This is a genomic window from Bacillus sp. SRL337 (assembly GCF_984799155.1).
This window is the reverse complement of record NZ_OZ481793.1, coordinates 3,483,464-3,510,387: the sequence shown is the minus strand read 5'-3', so window position 1 is coordinate 3,510,387 and position 26,924 is coordinate 3,483,464. Positions and strand designations below refer to the sequence as shown.

The following is a 26,924-nucleotide window of genomic DNA, read 5'->3' as shown; positions in this document are numbered from 1 at the left end:
GTCCCTTTAATCATGAATATGGAGGTAATATTATGTCTGAAGGTCAAAAAATTTCTGTTGAAAATGGCAGCTTGAATGTACCAAACAATCCAATCGTTCCTTTTATCGAAGGTGACGGAACTGGTCCTGATATCTGGGCTGCGGCTTCCCGTGTATTAGATGCAGCAGTTGAAAAAGCTTACAATGGTGAGCGCAAGCTTGTCTGGAAAGAAGTATTAGCTGGAGAAAAAGCCTACAATCAAACTGGCGAATGGCTTCCAAGCGAAACCCTTGACGCAGTCCGCGAATATTTCATCGCGATCAAAGGACCTCTTACAACACCTATCGGAGGCGGAATCCGTTCATTGAACGTTGCTCTTCGCCAAGAGCTGGACTTGTTCACTTGTCTTCGTCCGGTACGTTATTTTGAAGGTGTACCTTCTCCTGTAAAACGTCCTGAGGATACTGACATGGTTATCTTCCGTGAGAATACAGAAGACATCTATGCAGGTATTGAATATGCCAAAGGTTCTGATGAAGTGAAAAAGTTGATCTCTTTCCTTCAAAATGAAATGGGCGTAAACAAAATCCGTTTCCCTGAAACATCCGGTCTCGGAATCAAGCCTGTATCTGAAGAAGGTACACAACGCCTTGTTCGTGCGGCAATCAACTATGCTATCACAGAAGGCCGCAAGTCTGTTACCCTTGTACATAAAGGCAACATCATGAAATTCACTGAAGGTGCCTTCAAGAACTGGGGTTACGAGCTTGCTGAAAAAGAATTCGGTGAGAAAGTATTCACATGGGCTGAATATGACCGTATCAAAGATGATAAAGGCTTGGATGCAGCAAACCAAGCTCAATCTGATGCAGAAGCAGCTGGCAAAATCATCGTGAAAGATGCCATCGCTGATATTTTCCTACAACAAATTCTTACGCGCCCGGCTGAGTTCGATGTAGTAGCTACAATGAACCTGAACGGAGACTATATCTCGGATGCTCTTGCTGCACAAGTAGGAGGAATCGGAATCGCTCCTGGAGCAAATATCAACTACGATACTGGACATGCGATCTTTGAAGCAACTCATGGGACAGCACCTAAATATGCTGGACAAGATAAAGTCAATCCATCTTCTGTTATCCTTTCAGGTGTACTGATGCTTGAACACCTTGGCTGGACGGAAGCTGCTGCAATGATTACAAAATCAATGGAAAAAACAATTGCGTCTAAAGTCGTAACATATGATTTCGCACGTCTAATGGATGGTGCTACAGAAGTTAAATGTTCTGAGTTCGGTACAGCATTAATTAAAAACATGTAGTATCATATTCCATTCATTTGAATGAAAACGAGCCGGCTTGCATTTATGCAAGCCGGCTCTGTTAAAAAACTAATAAATGGGGGCGATTCTTATGGCAATCAGACGTAAGAAAATTTCAGTTATCGGCGGCGGATTCACAGGTGCTACAACAGCATTGATGGCAGCACAGAAAGAACTGGGCGATGTCGTGCTTGTCGATATTCCGCAAATGGAAGATCCCACTAAGGGAAAAGCTTTGGATATGGAAGAAGCCAGCCCTGTCCAAGGATTCGATGCGAAAATTACCGGCACCTCAAACTATGAAGATACAAAGGAATCCGATATCGTCGTGATTACAGCGGGTATTGCCCGTAAACCGGGCATGAGCCGTGATGATCTTGTGCAGACAAATCAAAAGATCATGAAATCTGTAACACAGGAAATTGTTAAGTATTCTCCTGAGAGTATCATCATCGTTTTGACAAACCCGGTCGATGCGATGACTTACACTGTTTTCAAAGAATCGGGATTCCCTAAGAATCGAGTCATCGGCCAATCGGGTGTACTGGATACCGCTCGTTTCCGTACATTTGTTGCCCAGGAATTGAACCTGTCAGTCAAAGACATAACAGGGTTCGTTCTGGGCGGACATGGTGATGATATGGTTCCGCTGGTACGCTACTCTTATGCTGGCGGGATTCCATTGGAAAAATTAATTCCAAAAGAGCGTTTGGAAGCAATAGTGGAACGCACACGTAAAGGCGGCGGTGAAATCGTAGGCCTGTTAGGAAACGGAAGTGCGTATTATGCACCTGCTGCCTCCCTTGTTCAAATGATCGAAGCCATCCTCAGGGATCAACGCCGAGTCATCCCGGCAATCGCTTATCTGGAAGGAGAGTATGGCTTTGAAGGAATCTACCTTGGTGTACCGACAATCCTGGGCGGAAATGGACTTGAACAAATCATAGAACTGGAACTGGAAGAAGACGAAATGGCAGCACTTTCAAAGTCTGCAGATTCTGTCAAAAATGTAATGGATGTTTTAAAATAACTGTAAAGAAAGAAGCCGAATTCGAGTGTCTGAGTTCGGTTTTTTTGTTTTTTAACAGAACATTCAGGTGGGTAGTAAATACGGGAGAGGCTGATCCTGGGATCAGCCTTACTTATAACATCTAATTGAATAAGATTCCAAGCTGGAGATTCAGTCTTTCAAAAAGCTGTCGCGAACTTGCTTTCACAATAACAGTAAATTATATAGGCCTTTTTAAAGTTTGTTTTGTGCAAGATAGCTAGATCTATATACGTGAAATAATTGCGTCCTCCTGCGGGACTCATCTAGTTTCAGCGGCCAGCGCCTAGCGGACTTTCAGTCTCTCTGCTTGTGAATCCAGCTCCAAGGCCAAGCGGCTGCCAGATTTCGGTCTCCATTCTTTCATAAGTCACTCTGTTCGTTGAGAACCTATAGCTCATGGAGAAGCCCTCCAATCTGTACGCCGCTGAACGGCCGCTCCGGCTTTTTAATTCAGCGCCTGCACCTACCTGGCTAATCTCAACAACCTCTTCCTAATAGCAAGGGTCTATACGAAAAGAGCCGGCCATTAAAGACACTAATTTCAATTCTCCTGAAAAATTCCCCTTTGTAAGGTCATACTATAAATGGTAATATATAAATAGACAGACAATAAAGAGTATTTATTCTATTCTTAATTGTAATCGGTTACAACGGAGGTGCGCCAGCATGTTATTAGGTAAAAAACGTAAGCCGGGCAGAAAGATTGAAGATATTTCAGTTGGTGAGAAACTGACATTGACAGAAAAGATAGAAGACAAAGATCTGCTTCTGTATTTGGGACTGACCAACGACGCCAATCCTTTATACATACAGCATGATTATGCCTCACAGACTCCATTCAAGAAACCGTTGGTTCCAGCAGTTATGCTGACAGGCATCATCAGCTCAGCTATCTCAAAATATCTGCCGGGTCCAGGTTCCCATATCATGAAGCAGGTTCTTGAGTTTCCAAAACCTGTATATCATTATGATACCGTCCAATTTCTTTTTGAAGTGAAGAATATAGACAGCAAAAGTCACTTGGTTACGGTGGATGTGATTGCGACGAATGAAGAGGAAGAGACGGTCATAAAAGGGTCGATCGACGTTTGTCCTCCTCATAAGCTTGAAAAGATGAATGGCAGTACACTTGAAAATTTCTAATAGGCGAAGCTAGGCTGACCGGTATGCCGGTTGGTCTTTTTTTATCCAAAATTCCTGGCCGTAAAGGAATCTAAAGTGGAATTTATATGATTGGTACGGGATTGTGGGGATTATTTATATTATAATAAAATCATAATTAAATATTTTTGGATGTTGGGGTTTTTAATACGGGTAGACGGAGGAACACTTTATGAGTAAAAAGATTCTTATAGTCGACGATGAGCATTCAATTGTCACGCTTCTGAAGTACAATCTTGAGCAGGCGGGTTATTCAGTTATCACGGCATATGACGGTGAAGAAGGTAGAGATTTGGCGTTGGAACATATACCTGACTTAATGATCCTTGACTTGATGCTTCCAAAAATGGACGGGATTGAAGTGTGTAAACAGATCCGTCAGCAAAAAGTGATGATTCCCATTCTGATGCTCACCGCAAAAGACGATGAATTTGATAAAGTATTGGGGCTTGAGCTTGGTGCCGATGATTATATGACTAAACCGTTCAGCCCCAGAGAAGTAATGGCAAGGGTAAAAGCCATCTTGCGCAGAAGCCAGGCTGTCATTGATGCTGCAGAACATCTGCGTGCAGAACAAAAGGATTATCTGCAAGTAGGGGAACTGAAAGTATATCCTGAACAATATGAAGCTTACTTTACTGGCAGCTTGTTGGAACTGACGCCAAAGGAATTTGAACTTCTATTATATTTAACAGAGAACCGGGGCAGGGTTTTGACTCGAGACCAGCTGCTTAGCGCGGTCTGGAATTATGATTTTGCCGGTGATACACGGATAGTCGATGTACATATCAGCCACTTAAGGGAAAAGATTGAAGAAAATACGAAGAAACCTTCCTATATAAAAACAATCAGGGGCTTGGGCTATAAGCTGGAAGAGCAGAGAGGTTCATGATCAAATTCAGATCCCGGCTCCTGTTTGCTCTCATTATGTTGATCATTGGGGTGCTTATTGGTCTCGGAGTGCTGCTGGGACAAATGTTCAAGAGCTACTATCTCCAATCTTTTAATAACAGAATTGAAAAAGAGGCGAAACTAGTAGTGAATGAGGTCATTACCGACCAGGAGCCGCAATCCGTTTCAGAGGATCAGATAGAGGAAATCAGCCGTTTGCTGGATATCAGGGTCACTATTGCGGGACCGGATGGCCAAATCCTGAAGGACAGCAGTCCATTTACTGATATGGATGAGGAAAAGCAAAGGAATGCCATTTCAGAAATCACGGAAGAGTGGAATAGCGGACAGGCTCAAAATACAATGATCAAAAGCGGCAGCGATGTGGTGTATTACTGGCAGCCGATTGGATCCGGTGAGGATTCTTCCTTATTAATATTGAGCTCCCGTGTAGATATACTGATTGCAGGCTACAAGCAAATTTGGGCAGTGTTATCGATATCACTGGGTCTTGCCCTTGCAGTCATTATCATGCTCGGGGCAAGAATCACCTCACGTTATACAAAACCGATTGATTCTGCCACACAGGTGGCGATGGAGCTGGCTAAAGGAAACTATCGCGCCAGGACGTATGAGGATCGGATGGATGAAACCAGTATGTTGAGTACGTCCATCAATATATTGGCCAGAAACCTCCAGGACATGACTTCAGCCCAGGAAATCCAGCAAAATCGCTTGACGACACTCATTGAAAGTATGGGAAGCGGACTGCTGTTGATCGACCATAGAGGCTTTGCCGTTTTGACCAACAAGGCTTTCAAAGAGTTTTTTGCCATAGATTCTGAACGGACTAACCATAAACGATATTACGACCTCATCACCTTTCCTGAGGTGAATAAATTAGTAGAAGAGATTTTTATGACGGAGCAAAAGATCCGCAAGCAGCTTCTTCTTCCTCTTAAAATAGAAAGACGGCACTTTGAGGTTTATGGTGCACCGATCATAAGCATGAAGGAAGAGTGGAAAGGCATTGTGCTTGTTTTTCATGATATCACAGAGCTAAAAAAGCTCGAGCAAATGAGGAAAGATTTCGTGGCTAATGTTTCCCATGAACTTCGGACACCGATTACCTCCATAAAAGGATTCAGTGAAACATTGTTGGACGGAGCAATGGATGACGAAGAAACACTGAAAATGTTCCTGAACATCATCTTGAGTGAAAGCGACAGGCTTCAATCATTGATTACTGATTTGCTTGATCTTTCGAAAATGGAAAAGCAGGGGTTTGAACTTAATCTAGCAGAAGCCGATATCAGTGAGACGTTGAAAGAGGTCATCACGATCCTTGAGAACAAGACTATGAAAAAAGGAATCCAGCTTAAACTGCATGCAGATGAGCCTGCGGTGGCTGAGGTGGATAGTTTCCGAATCAAACAAGTATTCATCAATTTGATTGGAAATGCACTTACGTACACTCCAGAAGGCGGTGAAGTCTTGGTTTCATTAAGCCAAACGGATTCAACTGTGGTCATGAGGGTCCGTGACAGCGGCATCGGAATAGAGGAAACAGAAATCCCCCGGATCTTTGAAAGGTTCTACAGGGTCGATAAAGCCAGAAGCCGCGACTCTGGGGGGACCGGGCTGGGATTGGCCATTGTAAAACACCTGATAGAGGCACATGGTGGAAATATAGAAGTGGAGAGCAGAGTAAATGAAGGCACGCTCTTTACAGTTACTCTGCTAAAAAGGATGCCGGAGGATGGTTTTGCAGAAAACTAGTAACTTTACATTAGCTTTACAATTCTTTCAATGGAGCTTAATAAATGGGTGTTACTATACTAAGTGAAAACCCCTTCATCCAAGGAGCCATGAAAAGGTGAGAACTGACCCCGTTCTCACCTTTTCTATTTATTGGGTTACTTCTTTAATCTGCCTCTCCTCTTATCATGATACAATTTCTTATTTCCCAGGTTCATCTTTTCGAGTTGTCAATTTGCTCAGTCCTGGAATGCCTTCCATGTGGTGGGTGATTCAAAGGTGCAAATGAATCGAGACTCTCCCATCCGTACCCAGTTGAACATTGTTTTGACGGTGATTCCTATGTCAAAGACGGGTGCGTTCCAGTTTGTACGGCGGTGACCGTGGCGTTTCGATTGGTATTTTCGTTTTCGTAATATAAATGAAACCTTTTTGTTATTTGCACCGTATAGTAGGTATCGAGATTGAAAGGGGAATGGGAATGAGCCTGAAGCAAATCTATAAGGTTGCGGGAATGGTAGCAGGAGCTGTTGTTCTGCTATTGATTCTGTTTACATCCTGGTTCACTGTTGATGAATCCGACCAGGCTGTCGTCCTGACATTTGGGGAGGCCGGGGAGACGATTACAGAATCCGGTTTGAAATTCAAAATGCCGTGGCCGATTCAGACAGTGGAAAAATTATCAAAGGAAACTTACAGCCTTCAGTTTGGCTATGAAGAAAAAGATGGGAAAATCACCGAGTTTCCTAAAGAAACGAAGATGATCACTGGTGACGAGTATATTGTACTGGCGGATTTAGTCGTTCAGTGGAAGATTACAAACCCTGAAAAATATTTATTCAATGCAGAAGATCCTAAAGAAATACTATACGATGCAACTTCTTCTTCTTTAAGAAGTATCATCGGGAGCACTGAAATTGATGAGGCATTGACTTCCGGGAAAGCGGAAATTGAAGCTGATGTCAGGGACCTTCTCGTGACGTTAGTCGATAAGTATGATATTGGTATTTCTGTTATCGGAGTTAAGCTTCAGGATGTTGAGCTTCCGAATGATGATGTCCGGAAGGCATTCACTGATGTAACGGATGCCCGCGAAACGATGAACACTAAAATCAATGAAGCGGAGAAATACCAGAACCAGAGACTGAATGAATCACAAGGTGAAAAGGATGCGATCGTTTCCAAGGCAACTGGTGACAAATCGGCAAGAATAGAGCAGGCTCGTGGAGATGTAGCTGTCTTTGATAAATTATATGCTGAATATAAAGGGAATCCGGAAATTACAAAACAGCGTTTAATCTTGGAAACTCTTGAGCAGGTTTTACCGGAAGCCGAAGTTTATATCATGAATGACGACGGAAACACAATGAAATACTTCCCGATTCGTCCATTAGAAAAAGAAAAGCCTGTCCAAGGTCAAGAAGGGAATGCTGAAAATGAGTGATTCCATTATTACCAACTTGAATGATAAAAAGAAACCGGAGATTGAATGGAGGAAGTACACGAAGATTGGCATTTTCTTGATAGCTGTAATAGCTGTATTGCTGCTGGTACTGCTGAATGTATTTATCGTTAAGGAAGGGGAATACCGGGTTGTACGGCAGTTTGGTGAAGTGGTCAGGATTGAAGAGGAACCGGGGCTGAATTATAAGATCCCGTTTATCCAAACCGTTTCAACTCTTCCAAAATATCAAATGACGTATGATGTCTCTGAAGCTGAGATCAATACGAAAGACAAAAAAAGAATGCTGATTGATAACTATGCTGTGTGGAGAATTGAAGATCCGATTAAAATGATTTCCAATGCAAGGAATGTCATCAATGCAGAAACAAGAATGGAAGAGTTCATTTACTCGGTTGTCCGTGCTGAGCTGGGTAAGTTGAACTATGCAGAAGTCATCAATGATGAGAAATCTGCCAGGGGAAGCCTTAACGACAGAGTGACGGAAAGAGTGAATGACCTTCTTGATAATGGGGATTATGGAATCACTGTAACAGATATCAGGATGAAACGAACGGACTTACCGGAAGCAAATGAAAATTCTGTCTACACACGGATGATTTCGGAAAGGGAAAAAACCGCTCAGGAGTATCTCTCCAAAGGGGATGCCCAAAAGCAGAGAATCATGGCGGATACTGACCGGGAAGTCACTGAATTGCTTGCCAAGGCAAAGGCGGATGCGAATGTCATCAGAGCTGAAGGTGAATCAGCGGCTGCCAAGATTTATAATGAATCCTTCTCCAAGGATCCTGAGTTCTATCAATTATTCAGGACTCTTGAATCTTATAAGAAAACAGTGGATGGAGAAACTGTCCTGGTCCTTCCATCTGACTCCCCTTATGCCAAACTGCTGCAAGGGTATACAGAATAAAAAATTAACTAAATAGGTAAGCCGGCGTCCATGCCGGCAGCAGGGCCGTTATTTTTCCTTTCTATTCTGAACATGATAGAATGAAGGAAATATAGCGGTTTTTTTGTCGTATTTTTCAACAAACAAAAACCTTTACCAGGGAGGTTCATTATGAAAAAAAAATTAGTTCTGATTGACGGGAACAGTATTGCCTACCGTGCCTTTTTTGCACTGCCCTTATTGAACAATGATAAAGGGGTACATACGAATGCCGTTTATGGTTTTACCACTATGCTGCAGAAAATCATGTCAGAAGAAAAACCGACACATATTCTGGTCGCTTTTGATGCGGGGAAGACCACATTCAGACATAAAACCTTTGGCGAATACAAAGGCGGCCGGCAGAAGACGCCGCCGGAACTCTCGGAGCAATTCCCTTATATCAGGGAACTGCTTGATGCCTATCAGATCCCAAGGTACGAACTTGAGAATTATGAAGCTGATGACATTATCGGGACCCTTTCCTTGGAGGCAGAAAAAGACGGTTACGAAGTTAAAATCATTTCCGGGGATAAGGATTTGACGCAGCTAAGCTCTGAAACCACAACAGTGGGCATCACACGCAAAGGGATCACGGATATTGAAATGTATACACCTGAACATATCATGGAGAAGTGGGAAATCACTCCAGACAGAATCATTGATATGAAAGGCTTGATGGGTGACAGCTCCGATAATATTCCAGGAGTACCCGGTGTAGGGGAAAAAACAGCGATAAAGCTGCTGAAGCAGTTTGGAACAATTGAAAAACTTCTTGAATCCCTTGACGAAGTGAGTGGTAAGAAATTAAAAGAAAAGCTTGAGGAAAACAAAGATCAGGCCATCATGAGTAAAGAACTTGCCACCATACTCCGGGAAGCTCCGATAGAGGTCACTGTAGAGGGACTCAATTACGAAGGAAGCGATGATAAGAAGCTTAAAGCGTTTTTTAAAGAATTAGGCTTCAACTCGCTTTTGGAGAAAATGGGCGAAACGGTGGAAGAAGAGCAGGATTTGCAGGATGTTTCTTTTGAAATAGTAACTGAAGTAAAAGAGGATCACCTAAAAGAAGAGTCATCTCTGTATATTGAGGTAATGGAAGACAATTACTTCAATGGTGATATTGTTGGAATCAGCATGAGAAATAAAACAGGCAATTATTTCTTCACACTGGAAACGGCTCTTTCTTCCGAAGCATTCAAAGAGTGGGCCGCTGATGCAACCATCCAGAAGTCGGTATATGATGCCAAGAGGTCCATCGTGTCTTTAAGACGTAAGGGTGTCCAACTAAATGGTGTCGATTTCGACTTGTTGATTGCATCCTATATCCTCAATCCGGCTGAATCAGCCGATGACTTCGCCTCTGTTGCCAAAAGGCACGGTGCTTCTGCCATTGAATCGGACGAAGCAGTATACGGCAAAGGGGCAAAACGGAAGGTGCCAGCTGAAGAAAAACTGGCAGAGCATCTGGCACGAAAAGCGAATGTTGTCTTTGAACTGAAGAGCACATGCGAAGCTGCGTTGAAGGAAAACGATCAGTACCAGCTGTTTACGGACCTCGAGCTTCCGCTGGCCATCATTCTGGCTGATATGGAATATACGGGTGTCGCTGTGGACGTGGACCGCTTGAAAAAAATGAAGACGGAGCTCGCAAACCGTCTTGATGAGATGGAAAAGAAAATCCATGAATTAGCCGGTGAAGAATTTAACATCAATTCACCGAAACAGCTAGGTGTCATTCTTTTTGAAAAGTTGGAGCTTCCGGCTATCAAAAAGACAAAGACTGGGTACTCTACGTCAGCAGATGTTCTTGAAAAACTGCAGTCCAAGCATGAAATTGTCGAACATATCCTGAATTACCGCCAGCTCGGTAAATTGCAGTCAACCTATATTGAAGGCCTATTGAAAGTGATTCATGAAGACAACAACAAAGTCCATACCCGCTTTAATCAGGCTCTGACTCAAACGGGGAGACTGAGTTCTACGGATCCGAATCTGCAGAACATTCCTATCCGCCTTGAAGAAGGCCGTAAAATCAGGCAGGCATTTGTGCCATCTGAGAAAAACTGGCTGATGTTCGCCGCTGATTATTCACAGATTGAACTGCGTGTCCTGGCTCATATTGCGGGAGATGAGAAATTAATTCAGGCTTTTAACGAAGGGATGGATATTCATACGAAAACAGCCATGGATGTTTTCCATGTAGAGGCAGACAGTGTCACTTCCAATATGAGAAGGCATGCTAAAGCCGTCAATTTCGGGATTGTCTATGGTATTAGTGATTTCGGTCTTTCCCAAAGCTTGGGCATCACCAGGAAAGAGGCGGGAGAGTTCATTCAGAGGTATCTGGATAGTTACCCTGGAGTCAAGGAGTATATGGATGACATCATCAGTGAAGCGAAACAAAAAGGATTCGTCAAAACCCTGCTGCACAGACGCAGATATATACCGGAAATCACCAGCCGCAACTTTAATCTCCGCAGCTTTGCTGAAAGGACAGCGATGAATACTCCAATCCAGGGAAGTGCCGCGGATATCATCAAGAAAGCAATGATAGATATGGCTGATAGACTGGAAAAAGAGAATCTTCAGACGCGCCTGCTGCTGCAGGTGCACGATGAATTAATTTTTGAAGTGCCGGAAGAAGAAATTGAACGATTAAAAGAAATTGTACCTGATGTAATGGAAAATGCAGTAGAACTGGATGTACCATTGAAAGTGGATTATTCATACGGACCTACTTGGTATGATGCAAAATAATGAAAAACTGGGTGGTGAACTGAGTGCCGGAACTGCCAGAAGTGGAAACCGTCAGGAGAACCCTGGCGGAATTGGTTACAGGTAAAAGAATTAAAACCGTATCTGTTTTTTGGCCGAAAATGGTCAAGCTTCCCGATGAAGCGGAAGAGTTCAAGTTGTCCCTTCAAGGTGAATCCATTCAGGGGGTCGACCGCAGGGGGAAATTCCTTGTACTGCAAACAGACAATTTTTCCCTTGTTTCCCATTTGAGGATGGAAGGCAGGTATGGAGTGTTCCTAAGTGATGAACCAGTAGAGAAGCACACTCATGTTATTTTCCATTTTGAAGATGGCTCAGAATTAAGGTATAAGGATGTCCGGAAGTTTGGGACCATGCACTTATTTCCAAAAGGGGAAGAGAGGCTGAGCCTGCCTCTATCCCAGCTTGGGCCAGAACCATTTTCTCCTGAATTCACTGTCGAATACCTGACTGGAAAACTCGCCAAAACGGAGCGTGCTGTCAAAGCAGTATTGCTGGACCAGACTGTTTTAGTGGGGCTTGGAAACATATACGTGGATGAGGCGCTTTTCCGAAGCGGGATTCATCCTGCGAGAAAGGCAACATCGATAAAAAAAACAGAAATGAAGAGGCTTCACAAAGAAATTATTGATACATTAAGCGAAGCGGTGGAACAAGGCGGCAGTACCATTCGTTCTTACGTAAATTCACAAGGCCAAATTGGTATGTTCCAACAGCAGCTGTATGTCTATGGCCGAAAGAATGAAGAATGCAGAAACTGCGGCAAACCTATCGAAAAAAACGTCACGGCAGGCAGGGGAACCCACTTTTGTTCAAATTGCCAAAAGTAAAGGGCTGTATAGAGCGGCATGAGGGAAGTACTATAGCACTTCACCTCTAGCACTTCACCCGGGGAGATCAAATGCGAATGGGCGAATAAGAAAGTACTATAGGCATATGCCCTTTGATCTCAGCACTATAATGCCCCTAAAGGGTATGATTTGAAGAGACCCTGATGGCCGTACCGCCACTCTGCTGTGCAGAATAAAATATGTTCTTAACAATTGATAAGCTCTCTCCATATACTATCGTAGTTTTTAGCGTATGGAGGGTTACTTAAAAGCAGGAGGAGTTTCCTGTTTTTTTACACTCCTGATCGTGTACGGAGGAGGAGCTTTTCAACATGAGTGGAGCACTATTGTTATTGATGCTTGCGTTTGCGGTCAGTCTTGACAGTTTTAGTACGGGGCTTACTTATGGACTAAGAAAGATGAAAATTCCATTAAGATCCATTTTGATCATTTCATTTTGTTCTGCAGGAACGCTTCTGGCCGCCATGGCTATAGGAGGGACGGCGGAAAATATCCTCCCTGAAGGAATTGCAGATAAGATTGGCGGGCTCATTCTAATTGCCCTCGGCGCCTTTGTCCTTCTGCAATTTTTTCGGTCAGGCAAAGAATCTGCTGCTGATGAAGAGAAAATCTTATTTAACTTTGAAATCGAATCGATCGGGCTCGTCATAAATATTTTTAAAAGGCCGACGGCTGCTGATTTTGACAGGTCAGGAACAATCACAGGTGTGGAAGCAGTGATGCTGGGGCTCGCCCTTTCCCTCGATGCATTTGGTGCCGGCCTCGGTGCAGCATTGTTAGGATATTCCCCACTATTGCTTGCTTTAACGGTGATGGTGATGAGCATGGTCTTTTTGTCGGCAGGTTTAAAAATCGGAAAGAGTTTCGCCCATATGGGATGGGTACAAAAAGTTTCCTTTTTACCCGGAGTGCTCTTAATATTAATTGGCGTGCTGCGGTTTTGAAGTAAAGAAAGGAATGACTGATAATGAAGTCAATTATCGGCCTTACTGGAGGAATTGCCAGTGGAAAAAGCACGGTATCAAAGCTTCTTATTCAAAAAGGGTTTACAGTAGTAGATGCTGACGAGGCTGCACGGAAAGTCGTTGAGCCTGGGGAACCTGCACTCGGAAAAATCATTGAGATATTCGGCAAGAGCATCCTCTATCCCGATGGGACGTTAAACCGTGCAGCACTCGGTGATATTATTTTTCATGATGAAGAACGGAGAAAAGAACTGAACAGCATCGTCCACCCCGCTGTGAGAGCACACATGCTGGATGAAAAGGATGAAGCTTTTAAAAGCGGAAAGAAGACAGTCATCATGGATATCCCTCTGCTGTATGAAAGTAACTTAAGCTGGATGGTTGATAAAACCATAGTGGTGTATGTTGATCGGGAAACCCAGTTAACCAGGCTGATGAAGCGAAACTCCCTGCAGGAGGCAGAAGCAATCGTCCGGATAGAATCCCAAATGTCCTTAGAGGAGAAAAAGGGGCTTGCCGAAACTGTTTTGGATAACAGGGGCACTATTGAATACACAGAAGAACAGCTGGATGAATTGATTGCCAGTTGGAACCTGGAACCTTAAAAGGAGCTGAGATGCTTCTTTTTTATTTTTTTATATCAAAAATCAGAATAATTAATCATTTAAAATATGCGAATTTATCATTCACCTTTTTTGTGAATATGTTATACTATTGCTAATTGATACACACAAACAGTATAACGTTTATATAGAGGGGAGCCAGATTAATGAAGGCGAAAATTGCAATAAATGGGTTTGGTCGTATAGGTCGAATGGTGTTCAGAAAGGCTGTTCTGGATGAAAATATTGATATTGTAGCGATTAATGCAAGTTATCCTGCCGAGACTCTTGCTCATCTTATTAAGTATGACACAAATCACGGAATATTCGATGCTAATGTATCGACAGAAGAGGACGCCATCATTGTGAATGATAAACGTGTTCAGTTAATCAATAATCGTGATCCGAGAAAACTTCCTTGGGAAGAACTTGAGATTGATATCGTCATAGAGGCAACTGGAAAATTCAATTCTAAAGATAAAGCAGGCTTGCATCTTGAAGCTGGTGCGAAAAAAGTCATCCTGACTGCACCTGGCAAAAATGAAGACATAACAATTGTTATGGGTGTAAATGAAAGCGCTCTAAAAATTGGAGACCATGACATTATTTCAAATGCATCCTGTACAACAAACTGCCTTGCGCCTGTTGCGAAGGTGCTCGATGAACAGTTTGGTATTGAAAATGGACTTATGACAACCGTACACGCTTACACGAATGATCAAAAGAACATTGATAATCCCCATAAAGACCTGAGAAGAGCAAGAGCTTGCGGGCAGTCCATCATCCCGACGACTACAGGTGCTGCTAAAGCCTTGTCGCTGGTTCTTCCTCAATTGAAAGGAAAACTTCACGGCATGGCATTGCGCGTTCCGACACCGAACGTATCTCTTGTCGACCTCGTTGTAGACGTGAAGAGGGACGTCACGGCTGAAGAAATCAATGAAGCGCTAATTACAGCATCACAAGGTTCTCTTGAGGGAATCCTGCAATTCACGACAGAACCGCTTGTGTCGATTGACTTCAACACAAATCCGCATTCGGCCATAATTGACGGCTTGTCGACAATGGTCATCGGTGACCGTAAAATAAAGGTCCTTGCATGGTATGACAATGAGTGGGGCTATTCTTGCCGGGTTGTCGACCTTACAAAATTTGTAGCGCAACAAATGAAAGCAAGTGTAAACGTATAAGACATCTTGATGAACCGGGGATCTCCCCGGTTTTTTGTGTGCACAGGAAATGTGGACTCTCTCTGGTAAGATTCACGTGTAAAAAGCCGGCTTGGTACTGAAACACCATGTTACAGTGGATAACCGGAAATAAAATCGGGTAATGAAGAAGGAAACCCTCAGTAACAGAAACTAAGAAACTTCTCAATAATAGGTCGATTGCCATTTTTCGTAGTTTAATAGAAAAATAAAAGCGTGTAGTACTTTTAAGAGGGAAACCCATGTTGAGGGTGCTGATGAAACGGGGAGAATCGCAGGAAGCCGATAGTCAAGTCAGCGTTGAATGCTTAAAAAGCCTTTCAGAATAAGCCTTCAGAGGTCCTTGATTGAAGAAAAATTTTTGCGGGAAAATAATTGCGTTTTTTATTGCAAATCTGAAATAAACAAAGTATACTATTTTTCGTGAACTTCTTGAACGCAATTGTAAATATTGTTAACTACTTAAAGGGTTAGGACCTCTTCGGACTAACTTTCCCCCGTGGTAGTTATTATGTTGCTGAAGGATAGGTTCATTTTGACGAAAAAAATTATGTCAAAGGGGGAAACAACAAATGGAAACAATGGGTAGACATGTAATCTCTGAATTATGGGGTTGCGATTTTGACAAGTTAAATGATGTAAATGAGATTGAAAAAACGTTTGTAGATGCTGCATTGAAATCAGGTGCAGAAGTTCGTGAGGTGGCTTTCCACAAGTTTGCTCCACAAGGTGTAAGCGGAGTGGTCATCATTTCAGAATCTCACTTGACAATCCACAGCTTCCCAGAGCATGGTTATGCCAGCATTGATGTATATACATGCGGAGAACTTGATCCTAATATCGCTGCTGATTATATTGCTGAAGCCCTAAATGCACAAACGCGTGAGAATATCGAATTACCGCGCGGCATGGGTCCTGTGCAAGTCAAACAATCAAAAGTGAATGCATTATAAAATCACGGAGCCTTCTATTGAATAGAACGGCTCTTTTTTATATAAAAAGCGCAAGCGCCTTGATCAGCCCCGACAGGCATAAGACGAGCCGGCGGGAAGGTTGCACTTAACCTTCCTGACGGATGGGCTTATGACCCCGAGGGGCTAGGCGGTGGAGCTGGATTGATAAAAAGCGCAAGCGCCTTGATCAGCCCCGACAGGCATAAGACGAGCCGGCGGGAAGGTTGCATTTTAACCTTCCTGACGGATGGGCTTATGACCCCGAGGGGCTAGGCGGTGAAGCTGGATTGATAAAAAGCGCAAGCGGCCGTTCAGCGCCGTACAGATTGGTGGCCTCTCGCATGAGATCAAGCACCTTCCGCCCCAATCCTACTGGCAATTGTTCCCTGTGTTTTTGACTTAAAGGACATTACACTATCAGAAAAACGTTTCGTATTCCTTCTTTGTGAAGTGAATGCTTTTTTTAACTAAGGAATTTAGGTACAATAAGGATAGGAATGTTTTTTCGGAAAAATAGATAAGTCTCAGAACATAAACAGGTGAGGCTTAATGAAGATTGCGGGGGAAGGAACTTGGGAGTATTTTCATCCATAATGACTATTTTCAAATCAGACATCGAAACATCTGATTCAACTGCAGATAAGGAACTGAAAACGCATTATTATAAATCTGCCCAGGACAAGGTATTCCAGGCTGTGCTGGATTTGTTCTCGGCAAGTGACTATAGAGTCATTGGAGAGTCGAGGGAGCGCGGTGAGGTGACTGTGGAGAAACGCGGTTTCCCGGGATATTTCATCGTGGTTACAGCCATTAATGTTGCCCCGTTTGAATCTGCCGTTGATTTCAAAATCAGCGCTGAGAAGAAGGTGCCCGGCTCCTATGCAAAAATGAGACAGGAAATTATTTCTTATTACAATGTATTGAACAGCAGACTGAAAAGGGTATAGATCCCATCTTGTGCATACAGGCTCAATTTTATATTATTTAAGTAGAGAATAGAATAAGACAGTCCGACTGTTACAAAGAATATCGGAGCTGATATTATGAAATGTCCATCTTGTAAATATAATGGAACCAGAGTTGTGGATTCACGTCCGGTTGATGAAGGACGCTCAATCAGAAGAAGGCGCGAATGTGAGGTGTGCTCTTACCGGTTTACCACATTTGAAAAAGTCGAGGAGTTTCCTCTAATTGTGGTGAAGAAGGAAGGGACGAGGGAAGAATTCAGCCGCGAGAAGATGCTGAGGGGTCTTGTCAAAGCGTGTGAAAAGCGCCCGGTTTCCCTGGATACATTGGACAGCATTACTGGCGATATTGAAAAAGAATTGAGGAACGAAGGTTCTTCGGAAGTGCCATCCGAAAAAATCGGTGAACTTGTGATGGACAGGCTGGCTAAAGTGGACGAGGTGGCGTATGTCCGTTTCGCATCAGTTTACCGTCAGTTTAAAGACATTAATGTATTTATAGATGAATTGAAGGATTTAATTAAAAAAGACTGATTATGTTTGAGCTGAGGGACAACTTGGCTCTTTTTCTCTTTGTTGCAAGTCATTGTTTTCGGAAAAGTAAGGGAGATTAGAATGATGAATCATTGGAATAAAATTCAGCCTGTTGACCGGTATACTGTCTGTTTGAATGGAATCATTCAGGAATACGAGCGGAAAGCAGTTACCTTCTTGTATCAGCCTTTAATAGGTCCGGTTTGCTTCAGTTTGTACATGACCCTTTTGAGCGAAGTAGAGGAATACAGGTTGAATTCGGAACAATCTACACATTATCACCTGATGAATTTTCTATCTTCCAATTTGCCTGATATTTACGAAGCCCGCCTAAAGTTAGAAGGAATTGGGCTGTTGAAGACTTATGTGAAACAGGAAGGTGACCCGAGGGAATTCATCTATGAGGTTCAGCCGCCGCTTTCCCCGCAGCAGTTTTTTACAGATGGTATGCTGAATGTCTACCTCTTTCGGAAAATCGGCAAAACCCATTTTAACCGCTTGAAGAACTTCTTCTGTGATGAGGACATTGATTATTCCTTATACCAAGATGTCACAAGATCATTTCAGGATGTTTATGCTTCAAGTCAATCCATCAACTTGCTTGATGAAGATGCAGAGAAGGCAAGCTCATTACCTGCGGAAGGAAAGTTCACAGATCCGAAGAGCCCTGCAGGGGTTCCGGTTGATACTATCGACTTTGATTTCGATCTGCTGATGGCCGGGCTCTCACAGAACATGGTCCCAAGGCGGGCTTTTACACCTAATGTCAAAGAAACAGTGGCCAAGCTTAGCTGCTTGTACAGTATCGATCCCCTGCAAATGAAAAACGTGGTGCTGAGTGCTTTAACCGAAGAAGATGAGATTAATATTGAAGAACTTCGGAAAGCGGCAAGGGATTGGTATCAGCTGCAGAATGCAGGTGATCCCCTTCCGGATTTGCAGCCAAAAGTACAAAAGGCACAAGCTTCTTCCAAAAAGCAGCCTGCATCAAAGGAAGAAGAATTGATCGAATACCTGGAAACGACTTCCCCTACAGATGTGCTGAAAGATATCTCAGGCGGGATTGAACCTGCGAAAAGCGATTTGAAGGCCATAGAGGAGGTCATGTTTTCCAAAAAGCTTTCTACAGGGGTGACCAATGTTCTTTTACAGTATGTCTTACTGAAAACCGACATGAAGCTTACAAAAGGATATCTGGAAAAAATCGCTTCCCATTGGGTGCGGAAAAAGGTTGCGTCAGCCAAAGAGGCCATGGACCTTGCAAAAAATGAACATAGACAGTATCTTGAGTGGGCGGAAGGGAAAAAAGAGAATACTAAAAAGAGTTATAAAAAACCTGTACGTACTGAAAAACTGCCGGATTGGTTCGAGGAAACTTCAGCAAAAGAAACAAATGACCCAGCCCAAGGTAATGCTGATTTTGAAGAACAGAGACGTAAGCTGGAAGAAAAACTGAAGAAATACCGAAAGTAGGTGGAGAAAAGTGGAACCCATCAATCAAACCCTGAAAAAGCTTGCCGGCTCACAGGCCTTTAAAGAAAGATACGAAAAGATGAGACAGGAGATTTTGCGGGACGATTATGTTAAGCATTTTCTTGAAACTAATCAGGGAAAAGTCACTAGGACCATGATAGACAACAGTATGATGAAATTATATGAATACATTTCTCAAAGTAAACAATGTGTGGATTGTCCAAGTCTTGGCCAATGTCAAAATATGATGAAAGGCTTTGATCCCCATCTGGTCATCAGGGGGAGCCTGATTGATATCGAGTATCATATTTGCCCGCGGAAAGAAATGGATGACGAAAAACGGAAATCAGAAAAGCTCATTAAAAGCCTTTATGTCCCAAAAGATATTTTGATGGCCTCCTTTTCAAATGTGGAGCTTGATTCGCCCGGCAGGCTTGAAGCAGTTGATCTTGCCAACGAGTTTGTTGAGAACTATGAAGCTGGAAGGACTCAAAAGGGCCTTTATTTGCATGGTAAATTCGGAGTCGGGAAATCTTATCTTCTCGGTGCTATAGCCAATCAGCTTGCAGAGAAAAAAGTGTCTTCCCTCTTGGTGTACATGCCTGAGTTTGTCAGGGAAATGAAACAATCCCTTAACGATCACTCGATGGATGAAAAGCTGGACGCAGTCAAGAAGGCACCTGTACTGATGCTTGACGATATAGGTGCTGAAACGATGTCAAGCTGGGTGAGAGACGAGATACTTGGAACCATTCTACAGTTCCGCATGCTTGAGAACCTCCCGACTTTCTTCACCTCAAACTTTGATTATGACGGCCTAAAGCACCACCTGACATATTCCCAGCGTGGTGAAGAGGAAAAGATGAAGGCCGCAAGAATTATGGAAAGAATCAGGTATCTGACAAAGCCCGTCCTGCTGGATGGTGTCAATAGGAGAGAATAAAAGCAGGAGATTATTTCCTGCTTTTATTTATATTGATTATTAAAGAAAGGAGCAGGTGAATCGTTTTTATTTTGTACTCTTCTTCTTGGATATGGTGGTCTTGAAATGTATTCTGTTGATCTCCGCTCCGGATGCTTTTTTTATGCCGCCCCCTGAGAACCGCACCGATGCGGGAGAAATGATTATCCTGTTTCTAAATACAGCAAAGCTCAAACGCTTTTTAAAGGAATTTTGGACTAGCTGCTTCTAATTTGTCCCAGCCCCCCATATATATAAAGCAGGGATTTGGCTTTAAAGGGGGGAGCGGATTTGTTTGAAATGATTTTCAAACAAAAAGGAGACGCAAAGAATCTCCAAAATTTCTTAGAAAAAGAGTCGTGTACCACTCTGGTGCATGAAACTCTTTTTCAGAATCAACTGCAATATATTGTAACAATCAAAAACCAGGATAATAAACAAGTCATCTTAGATGGGCTGTTTAGGTTCATTATGAATATCAAGCGGTTGGAATGGGCTGCCTATGCTTTATCAGAATACTACTTTTATAAAGACTTCCATGAACAGGAACAGATACTGACCATTGTTGGCGAGATGCTTTCTGGTGATAGGGATGAATTGATCAGCTTGCTGAATGAATGGGATGAAACGGCATTCCTCAATGAAAACCTGGTATCTTTACTACAGAACGACGAGCCTGTTCATTTTGATTCCTTTGTAAAGTTTCGGCTGAAAGGTCTTTATGAACGAATGATTTTGTATGTGGAAAAGGCTATAGATGAATACAAGCTGGAGCAGGACTACCAGATGTTCGTTCAAATGCTGAGGGATTATCTGGCCAGTAAGAATAATCAGCAAGAAAGTATTCATTTATACTTTTCAAGGACAGACTTGCTGTTTTTCAATGCAGACTTAAAGGAAATGACACGAAATGATTTGTTCAGTGTGGTGGATAAACGGCTTTTGACAAACCATCCGGTCTATGTGGATTCATATACCATTGCCCCTTTGCTGTCAATGGCCCCGAAGCTTATCAATGTATATTGCAGTGAACCTGAATTAAAATTAATCCGGACTATACAGAACATATTCGAAGAGCGGGTCAGAATCCTGCCGCTGTCAGCATTCCCGGGAAAGGTCCTATCAGCCATTCCGGATGCTGCAAACGAATAACATTTTACAGCGAGACGCTTGATTTTCCTCATCTAACCGACTATAATAACCTACATATTAACTTCATATATCAAGGTTATGATGAGGACAACAGTATTCCATAACGGTTCACAGAGAGGGAAGCATCGGCTGGAACTTCCCAACACGATTGAAATACTTACCGCCTCTGAACTTCAACCAGGAAAACGAACGCCCCTCCCCTGACGAACAAGAAGCAAGAAGTTCAAGGAGAAGAGGGAAAGAGGACCGAAGCGTATCTTAATACGTGAGGATCCGAACGAGCGAAGTCGACGCAGAAATTCGCCGCGATCTCTCCTCCCCTGACGAACGAGAAGCAAGAAGTTCAAGGAGAAGAGGGAGAGAGGACCGGAGCGTATCTTAATACGTGAGGATCCGAACGAGCGAAGTCGACGCAGAAATTCGCCGCGATCTCTCCTCCCCTGACGAACGAGAAGCAAGAAGTTCAAGGAGAAGAGGGAGAGAGGACCGGAGCGTATCTTAATACGTGAGGATCCGAACGAGCGAAATCGACGCAGAAATTCGCCGCGATCTCTCCTCCCCTGACGAACGAGAAGCAAGAAGTTCAAGGAGAAGAGGGAGAGAGGACCGGAGCGTATCTTAATACGTGAGGATCCGAACGAGCGAAGTCGACGCAGAAATTCGCCGCTTATCGTTCGTCAGTATTGGTTGACGGCAGCAGCCGTTATATGATCCGGAGTCATTTGTACTCATAAAGCATTTTATGAAACAAATGAGAAGTTGGGTGGAACCACGAGATTATTATGACAAAACCTCGTCCCTTCATTTATTGAAGAGACGGGGTTTTTTTATTTTTCTAAAAATGTTTATAATCCCCGCGGACACTAACCATAAAAAATAGGAGGAACATCACTATGTCAGAGTCATTAAAAATTACTTTTCCTGATGGAGCAGTAAAGGAGTTTCCTCAAGGAACGACAACTGAAGAAATTGCTTCATCCATCAGCTCAGGTTTGAAGAAAAAAGCATTGGCAGGAAAAATCAACGGAAACTTGATCGATCTAAGAACACCGATTAAAGAGGATGGACCGATTGAAATCGTTACACCTGATCATGATGATGCTCTTGAAGTGCTGCGCCACAGTACAGCACACTTGATGGCGCAGGCAGTGAAAAGATTGTATCCGGATGCAAAACTTGCCATCGGTCCTGTCATCGAAGGCGGCTTCTACTATGATATCGATTCGGAACACAGTATCACATCCGAGGACCTGCCTAAAATTGAAAAAGAGATGAAAAAGATTTCTGAATCAAACATTGAGGTTGTCAGAAAAGATGTCAGCCGTGATGAAGCTCAGAAAATGTACGAAGACATCGGGGATGAATATAAGCTTGAGCTTCTCGAGGCAATTCCTGAAGGCGAGCAGGTTTCCATCTATGAGCAAGGTGACTTTTTTGATCTATGCCGCGGAATCCATGTACCATCAACAGGCAAAATCAAAGAATTCAAACTGCTGAGTGTGGCAGGGGCTTACTGGCGCGGAAACAGCGATAACAAAATGCTGCAGCGTATATATGGCACTGCTTTCTTCAAAAAAGAAGATTTAAAAGAGCACTTGCGCCTGCTTGAAGAAGCAAAGGAACGCGACCACCGTAAAATCGGAAAAGAACTGAACTTATTCATGAATTCCCAAAAAGTCGGACAAGGCCTTCCAATGTGGCTCCCAAAAGGGGCGACAATCCGCCGCATCATCGAGCGCTATATCGTTGATAAAGAAGAAAAACTTGGTTATGACCATGTTTACACTCCGGTAATGGGAAGTGTCGATCTTTATAAAACAAGCGGACACTGGGATCATTACCAGGAGAACATGTTCCCTGTCATGGATATGGATAACGAACAATTGGTTCTTCGCCCGATGAACTGCCCGCATCATATGATGATTTACAAAAACAGCATTCACAGCTATCGTGAACTGCCGATCCGTATCGCGGAACTCGGCACAATGCACCGCTACGAAATGTCAGGTGCACTTTCAGGATTGCAGCGTGTAAGAGGGATGACTCTGAACGATGCCCACCTTTTTGTCCGTCCTGATCAGATTAAGGAAGAGTTCAAACGTGTAGTCCGTCTGGTTCTTGAGGTTTATAAGGACTTTGATCTCAACGATTATTCCTTCAGGCTTTCCTACCGTGATCCCCAGGATACTGAAAAGTATTTTGATGATGATGAGATGTGGGAAAGAGCACAGGCAATGTTGAAAGAAGCAATGGATGAAATGGAAATCGATTACTTCGAAGCAGAAGGGGAAGCCGCTTTCTATGGCCCTAAATTGGATGTTCAAGTGAAAACAGCGTTGGGCAAGGAAGAGACACTTTCCACTGTACAGCTTGACTTCTTGCTTCCTGAGCGCTTTGACTTAACATATATCGGGGAAGATGGTAAGCATCATCGTCCAGTCGTTATTCACCGTGGAGTAGTATCGACAATGGAACGATTTGTCGCATTCCTGATTGAAGAATATAAAGGAGCTTTTCCGACTTGGCTTGCTCCTGTTCAGGTTCAGGTGATTCCTGTTTCCCCGGATGTACACTTCGATTATGCGAAAAAAGTCCAGGAAGAGCTGCAAGCACAGGGACTGCGTGTTGAACTTGACAGCCGCGATGAAAAAATCGGCTACAAGATCCGCGAAGCACAAATGAGCAAGATACCATACATGCTTGTAGTGGGTGACAATGAAATTACAGAAGAAGCCGTCAACGTTCGGAAATATGGCGAGCAAAAATCTGAAACAGTCCCACTCTCTGATTTCATTCAAAAAGTGACAGAAGAAGTCAATCGATAATAAACATAAGAAAGGCCGTACCTTTGCAGGAGGGCACTGAAAAAGTCCAATAAAGTTCTAAAAGGCAGAATCGCTCACTTCAAAGAGCGATTCTGCCTTTTTCACTTCATGTTTTACGAAAGGCTCTTTTCGTAAACTTTGTTGCTATTCAATATAAATTTCAACTAATATCCTGGTAAATCGTCGTCAAAACCGCGGTGAGCAGGAAAGAAAAGAGCTGCCCGTTCTTTTTCGAGAGTAAAACCCTATGAATACAGGGGGGAAAATCCGGCACTTGGGATTTTTCAGAAAGCAACAATATATGCGAAAACAGCCTTACGAAAAAATGTTGATTTCCGTTCCAGGTACGCGACTCCGCGGGGCGGGCGTTGAGCCTCCTCGGCTTCGCCTTGCGGGGTCTCACCTGTCCCGCTAGTCCCGCAGGAGGTCGCGCACCTTCCACTCCAATCAATGTTGAGAAAAAAGAACATTAAAATCGTAAAAAGTAAGTCCAGTATTGTGGATGCGACCCATACCAAGGCGCGGTATAATCAAATGAAACCAAAAGAAATTCTTGTGGAGCGATCGAAGAATCTTAGGAAATCGATTATAAGATAAACGAAAATATGAAAGACAAATTCCCTTTGAAACCCACAAGTGATGTGCTGGAAGATGAGATCGCCTACTCACAAAAGCTCATTGAGATGATAGAAAAGGAAGAGACCCTTTTAGAATACCCAAAAGTAAAGGAGCAGCTAAATCTCCTGAAAGAAACGGTAGCCGATGATATTGAGCAGCTCCAGTACATGAATGATCAGGATGCCAAAGTAGGACACAAGACAGCTGACTCCTCCTTCTTTGGCTACAAAACCCATCTTGCGATGAGTGAAGAGCGTATAATTACCGCCGCAACCATTACCACCGGAGAAAATAGTGACGGAAAAGAACTTCAGACACTCATTGAAAAAAGTAAAAGTGCGGGCATGGAAGTTAAGGCGATTATTGGGGATAACGGTCTATTGGGAAAAAGATAACATTGAATATAGCGAAGGAAATGAAATCAAACTGGTTTCAAAATTGAATCCTCTAATCACTCAGGGGTCTCGAAAAAAAGAAGACGAATTCGAGTTCAATAAGGACGCGGGTATGTTTGTCTGCAAGGCAGGACATATGACTATACGGAAAGCTAGGCAAGGTAAAAAAGAAGTAGGCAAAAACCAGGCAGACACCTATTATTTTGACGTGGATAAATGTAAGAGATGCCCACTGAGAGAAGGGTGCTACCAGGAAGGAGCCAAAAGTAAGACGTATTCCGTTACTATAAAGTCCGATCAGCACTCCTCTCAGGCAAAGTTCCAGGAATGCGAGTATTTTAAGGAAAAGGCAAAGGAACGATATAAAATTGAAGCGAAAAATAGTGAACTAAAACACAGACACGGGTATGATGTAGCAGAATCCTCGGGTCTAATTGGCATGGAATTACAAGGTGCCATGGCAATATTTGCGGTAAAAATTAAAAGGATCCTAAAACTAATATGATAATAAAAGGGCAGCATATACGGGATATCCAAGAAAAAAGCCAACCCTTCTTCCTTGTATAGGAAGAAGGGTTGGCTTTTTCTTTATTAATTATAGTTTAGAAAACGGCAGATTTTCAGTGCCCTCCTTTGCAGGTGCGGCCTTTTTATCGATGTAAATGGATTAGGAATTTTCAATTGTGAACTGTTTTTCTCCTCCATCAGAGAAGTCTACTTCCAACTCGATCTTCTTGTAATCTTCTCTAAGTCCAAACGCATCAACCAGCTGCTGTGCAACTTCTTCATCTGATGTATCTTCATTAAAGTCCAGTTTATCGAAAGCCGGCTGGATTTCTCCAAAAGCCAAGCTGTCATCTTCGGCATCGTATTCTTTATCAGTGAGTTTATCTGTAATATCAACATCCTGGCCATCGCCTTGTTTCTCATATTCAACAGCATAAGCCTCATCCAGATCTGGATAATCCACTTCTAAACCAAAGTAATCATAGGCAATTTCGTTGTCAGCTTGAGTTTGGTCTTCATTTTGATTTTCAACAGCATTATTCTCCGCTTGATTCTCCTCTTGGTTCTGCGCTTCCTCGGACCCTTGACATGCTCCCAAAACGAGTGTTAAAGAAAGTGCCGTACCGATGGTGAATAATCTTTTCACAAAAAACACTCCTTTAATAATTTCTGCTACTATTCTTTAGCCTCAAAATAGACTTTTTAAACATTTTTAAAAGAAAGCTATTGCGTTATGGGCAGACTTTTGATAAGATAATTCTTGTTGCAAAAGAAAGCGATCATTTGACAGTGTAATACTGATTATGATATAGTAACTAAGGTAATTGAATACAGTTTGCGGTAAAGAAGGAGCTACCCGCTTCTCACCTGATTGACGCACTAGGCAGTTGGCAGGTTTTACGAAATGTACTTTATGACGTTTACGTCTTATAATGCGGGTGTGCTTTTGCCACCGGCATTTTTTTATGGCTAAAACCAATATGCATTCTGCCCTGCAGCTATTTGCTCTATGCTGATCTTGACCCAAACTTCGTATTCTTAATAAACCTTGGAGGTGGCTGACTATTAGCAAAGACATGTTCGTTAACGAAGGCATACGTGCTCGTGAGATCCGTTTGATTGACCAAAACGGTGAGCAGCTTGGAATTAAATCCAAAAATGAAGCATTAGAAATCGCTGGACGTGTGAATCTTGATCTTGTATTGGTTGCTCCGAATGCAAAACCACCGGTGGGCCGTATCATGGACCATGGTAAGTATAAGTTCGAGCAGCAGAAGAAAGAAAAAGAAGCTCGCAAAAACCAGAAAATCATCAATTTGAAAGAGGTTCGCCTGAGCCCTGGTATCGAAGAACATGATTTTAACACAAAGCTTCGCAATGCTCGCAAGTTCCTTGAAAAAGGGGACAAAGTAAAAGCTTCTATCCGCTTTAAAGGCCGTGCCATTACTCATAAAGAAATCGGCCAACGCGTACTGGATCGTTTCTCTGAAGCATGTAAAGATCTTTCTACAGTAGAATCGAAGCCAAAGATGGAAGGACGCAGTATGTTCTTAGTATTAGCACCTATTAATGAAAAGTAATGGAT

Annotated in this window: 22 protein-coding genes, 1 pseudogene and 1 other annotated feature; of the genes and pseudogenes, 21 read left to right on the top strand and 2 right to left on the bottom strand. The window is 42.9% G+C overall.

Annotation, left to right across the window (positions count from 1 at the left end; translation table 11 throughout):
- The first annotated feature begins 32 nt into the window (after positions 1–32).
- Both icd and mdh read left to right on the top strand, forming a co-directional pair.
- Positions 33–1,301 carry an NADP-dependent isocitrate dehydrogenase gene (gene icd / locus AC4E8A_RS17805; protein ID WP_490194936.1) on the top strand — a complete coding sequence of 423 codons (1,269 nt, stop codon included), beginning with the start codon at positions 33–35 and terminating at the stop codon, positions 1,299–1,301.
- A gap of 91 nt (positions 1,302–1,392) precedes the next feature.
- The gene (gene mdh / locus AC4E8A_RS17800) at positions 1,393–2,331 is read left to right on the top strand and encodes a malate dehydrogenase (RefSeq protein WP_490194934.1); all 939 of its coding nucleotides are present in this window, start codon (positions 1,393–1,395) and stop codon (positions 2,329–2,331) included.
- Between the two features lie 290 nt (positions 2,332–2,621).
- On the opposite strand, the gene AC4E8A_RS17795 is transcribed toward mdh, so the two are convergent.
- Positions 2,622–2,750, bottom strand: coding sequence for a hypothetical protein (locus AC4E8A_RS17795; RefSeq protein ID WP_490194932.1), 129 nt, complete (start codon positions 2,748–2,750; stop codon positions 2,622–2,624).
- A 268-nt stretch (positions 2,751–3,018) separates the two neighbouring features.
- On the opposite strand from AC4E8A_RS17795, the gene AC4E8A_RS17790 reads away from it, so the two are divergent.
- The 18 genes and pseudogenes from AC4E8A_RS17790 to AC4E8A_RS17705 all read left to right on the top strand — a co-directional run.
- Positions 3,019–3,495, top strand: coding sequence for a MaoC/PaaZ C-terminal domain-containing protein (locus AC4E8A_RS17790; protein ID WP_490194930.1), 477 nt, complete (start codon positions 3,019–3,021; stop codon positions 3,493–3,495).
- Between the two features lie 190 nt (positions 3,496–3,685).
- Entirely contained in the window at positions 3,686–4,405 is a 720-nt protein-coding gene (locus AC4E8A_RS17785) for a response regulator transcription factor (RefSeq protein WP_490194929.1), read from the top strand.
- Entirely contained in the window at positions 4,402–6,183 is a 1,782-nt protein-coding gene (gene pnpS / locus AC4E8A_RS17780; protein WP_490194927.1) for a two-component system histidine kinase PnpS, read from the top strand. The genes AC4E8A_RS17785 and pnpS overlap by 4 nt, the downstream gene beginning before the upstream one ends.
- Before the next feature lie 460 nt (positions 6,184–6,643).
- Complete coding sequence (gene hflK, locus AC4E8A_RS17775; protein ID WP_490194925.1) at positions 6,644–7,606, top strand: FtsH protease activity modulator HflK; 963 nt, start codon at positions 6,644–6,646, stop codon at positions 7,604–7,606.
- Positions 7,599–8,534: a protease modulator HflC gene (hflC, locus tag AC4E8A_RS17770; protein ID WP_490194923.1), complete on the top strand. Its 936-nt coding sequence runs from the start codon at positions 7,599–7,601 to the stop codon at positions 8,532–8,534. The genes hflK and hflC overlap by 8 nt, the downstream gene beginning before the upstream one ends.
- 150 nt (positions 8,535–8,684) lie before the next feature.
- Entirely contained in the window at positions 8,685–11,312 is a 2,628-nt protein-coding gene (polA, locus tag AC4E8A_RS17765) for a DNA polymerase I (RefSeq protein WP_490194921.1), read from the top strand.
- 23 nt (positions 11,313–11,335) lie between these two features.
- Entirely contained in the window at positions 11,336–12,160 is an 825-nt protein-coding gene (gene mutM, locus AC4E8A_RS17760; RefSeq protein ID WP_490194920.1) for a DNA-formamidopyrimidine glycosylase, read from the top strand.
- Between the two features lie 332 nt (positions 12,161–12,492).
- Positions 12,493–13,125, top strand: coding sequence for a sporulation membrane protein YtaF (gene ytaF, locus AC4E8A_RS17755; protein WP_490194918.1), 633 nt, complete (start codon positions 12,493–12,495; stop codon positions 13,123–13,125).
- Between the two features lie 23 nt (positions 13,126–13,148).
- Positions 13,149–13,751, top strand: a complete 603-nt coding sequence (gene coaE / locus AC4E8A_RS17750) for a dephospho-CoA kinase (RefSeq protein WP_490194917.1) — start codon at positions 13,149–13,151, stop codon at positions 13,749–13,751.
- Between the two features lie 164 nt (positions 13,752–13,915).
- Complete coding sequence (locus AC4E8A_RS17745; RefSeq protein ID WP_490194915.1) at positions 13,916–14,938, top strand: glyceraldehyde-3-phosphate dehydrogenase; 1,023 nt, start codon at positions 13,916–13,918, stop codon at positions 14,936–14,938.
- A gap of 590 nt (positions 14,939–15,528) precedes the next feature.
- Complete coding sequence (gene speD / locus AC4E8A_RS17740) at positions 15,529–15,909, top strand: adenosylmethionine decarboxylase (protein WP_490194913.1); 381 nt, start codon at positions 15,529–15,531, stop codon at positions 15,907–15,909.
- 593 nt (positions 15,910–16,502) lie between these two features.
- Entirely contained in the window at positions 16,503–16,856 is a 354-nt protein-coding gene (locus AC4E8A_RS17735) for a cytosolic protein (RefSeq protein ID WP_490194912.1), read from the top strand.
- Between the two features lie 96 nt (positions 16,857–16,952).
- Positions 16,953–17,408 carry a transcriptional regulator NrdR gene (gene nrdR / locus AC4E8A_RS17730; protein WP_490194910.1) on the top strand — a complete coding sequence of 152 codons (456 nt, stop codon included), beginning with the start codon at positions 16,953–16,955 and terminating at the stop codon, positions 17,406–17,408.
- Positions 17,409–17,489: 81 nt separating this feature from the next.
- The gene (locus AC4E8A_RS17725; RefSeq protein WP_490194908.1) at positions 17,490–18,881 is read left to right on the top strand and encodes a replication initiation and membrane attachment family protein; all 1,392 of its coding nucleotides are present in this window, start codon (positions 17,490–17,492) and stop codon (positions 18,879–18,881) included.
- Positions 18,882–18,891: 10 nt separating this feature from the next.
- Entirely contained in the window at positions 18,892–19,824 is a 933-nt protein-coding gene (gene dnaI, locus AC4E8A_RS17720; protein ID WP_490194906.1) for a primosomal protein DnaI, read from the top strand.
- Positions 19,825–20,142: 318 nt separating this feature from the next.
- Complete coding sequence (locus AC4E8A_RS17715) at positions 20,143–20,994, top strand: putative sporulation protein YtxC (protein ID WP_490198927.1); 852 nt, start codon at positions 20,143–20,145, stop codon at positions 20,992–20,994.
- Positions 20,995–21,887: 893 nt separating this feature from the next.
- Positions 21,888–23,819 carry a threonine--tRNA ligase gene (thrS, locus tag AC4E8A_RS17710; RefSeq protein ID WP_490194904.1) on the top strand — a complete coding sequence of 644 codons (1,932 nt, stop codon included), beginning with the start codon at positions 21,888–21,890 and terminating at the stop codon, positions 23,817–23,819.
- 468 nt (positions 23,820–24,287) lie between these two features.
- Positions 24,288–25,337: pseudogene (locus AC4E8A_RS17705) on the top strand (transposase); the annotation flags it as partial.
- Positions 25,338–25,499: 162 nt separating this feature from the next.
- On the opposite strand, the gene AC4E8A_RS17700 reads toward AC4E8A_RS17705, so the two are convergent.
- On the bottom strand, positions 25,500–25,985 hold the full coding sequence (locus tag AC4E8A_RS17700; RefSeq protein ID WP_490194902.1) for a YusW family protein: 486 nt from the start codon (positions 25,983–25,985) through the stop codon (positions 25,500–25,502).
- Positions 25,986–26,176: 191 nt separating this feature from the next.
- Positions 26,177–26,310, top strand: a sequence feature (ribosomal protein L20 leader region).
- Between the two features lie 105 nt (positions 26,311–26,415).
- Between AC4E8A_RS17700 and infC the strand changes: the two genes are divergently transcribed.
- Positions 26,416–26,919 carry a translation initiation factor IF-3 gene (infC, locus tag AC4E8A_RS17695; protein WP_113928485.1) on the top strand — a complete coding sequence of 168 codons (504 nt, stop codon included), beginning with the start codon at positions 26,416–26,418 and terminating at the stop codon, positions 26,917–26,919.
- Positions 26,920–26,924 lie beyond the last annotated feature (5 nt).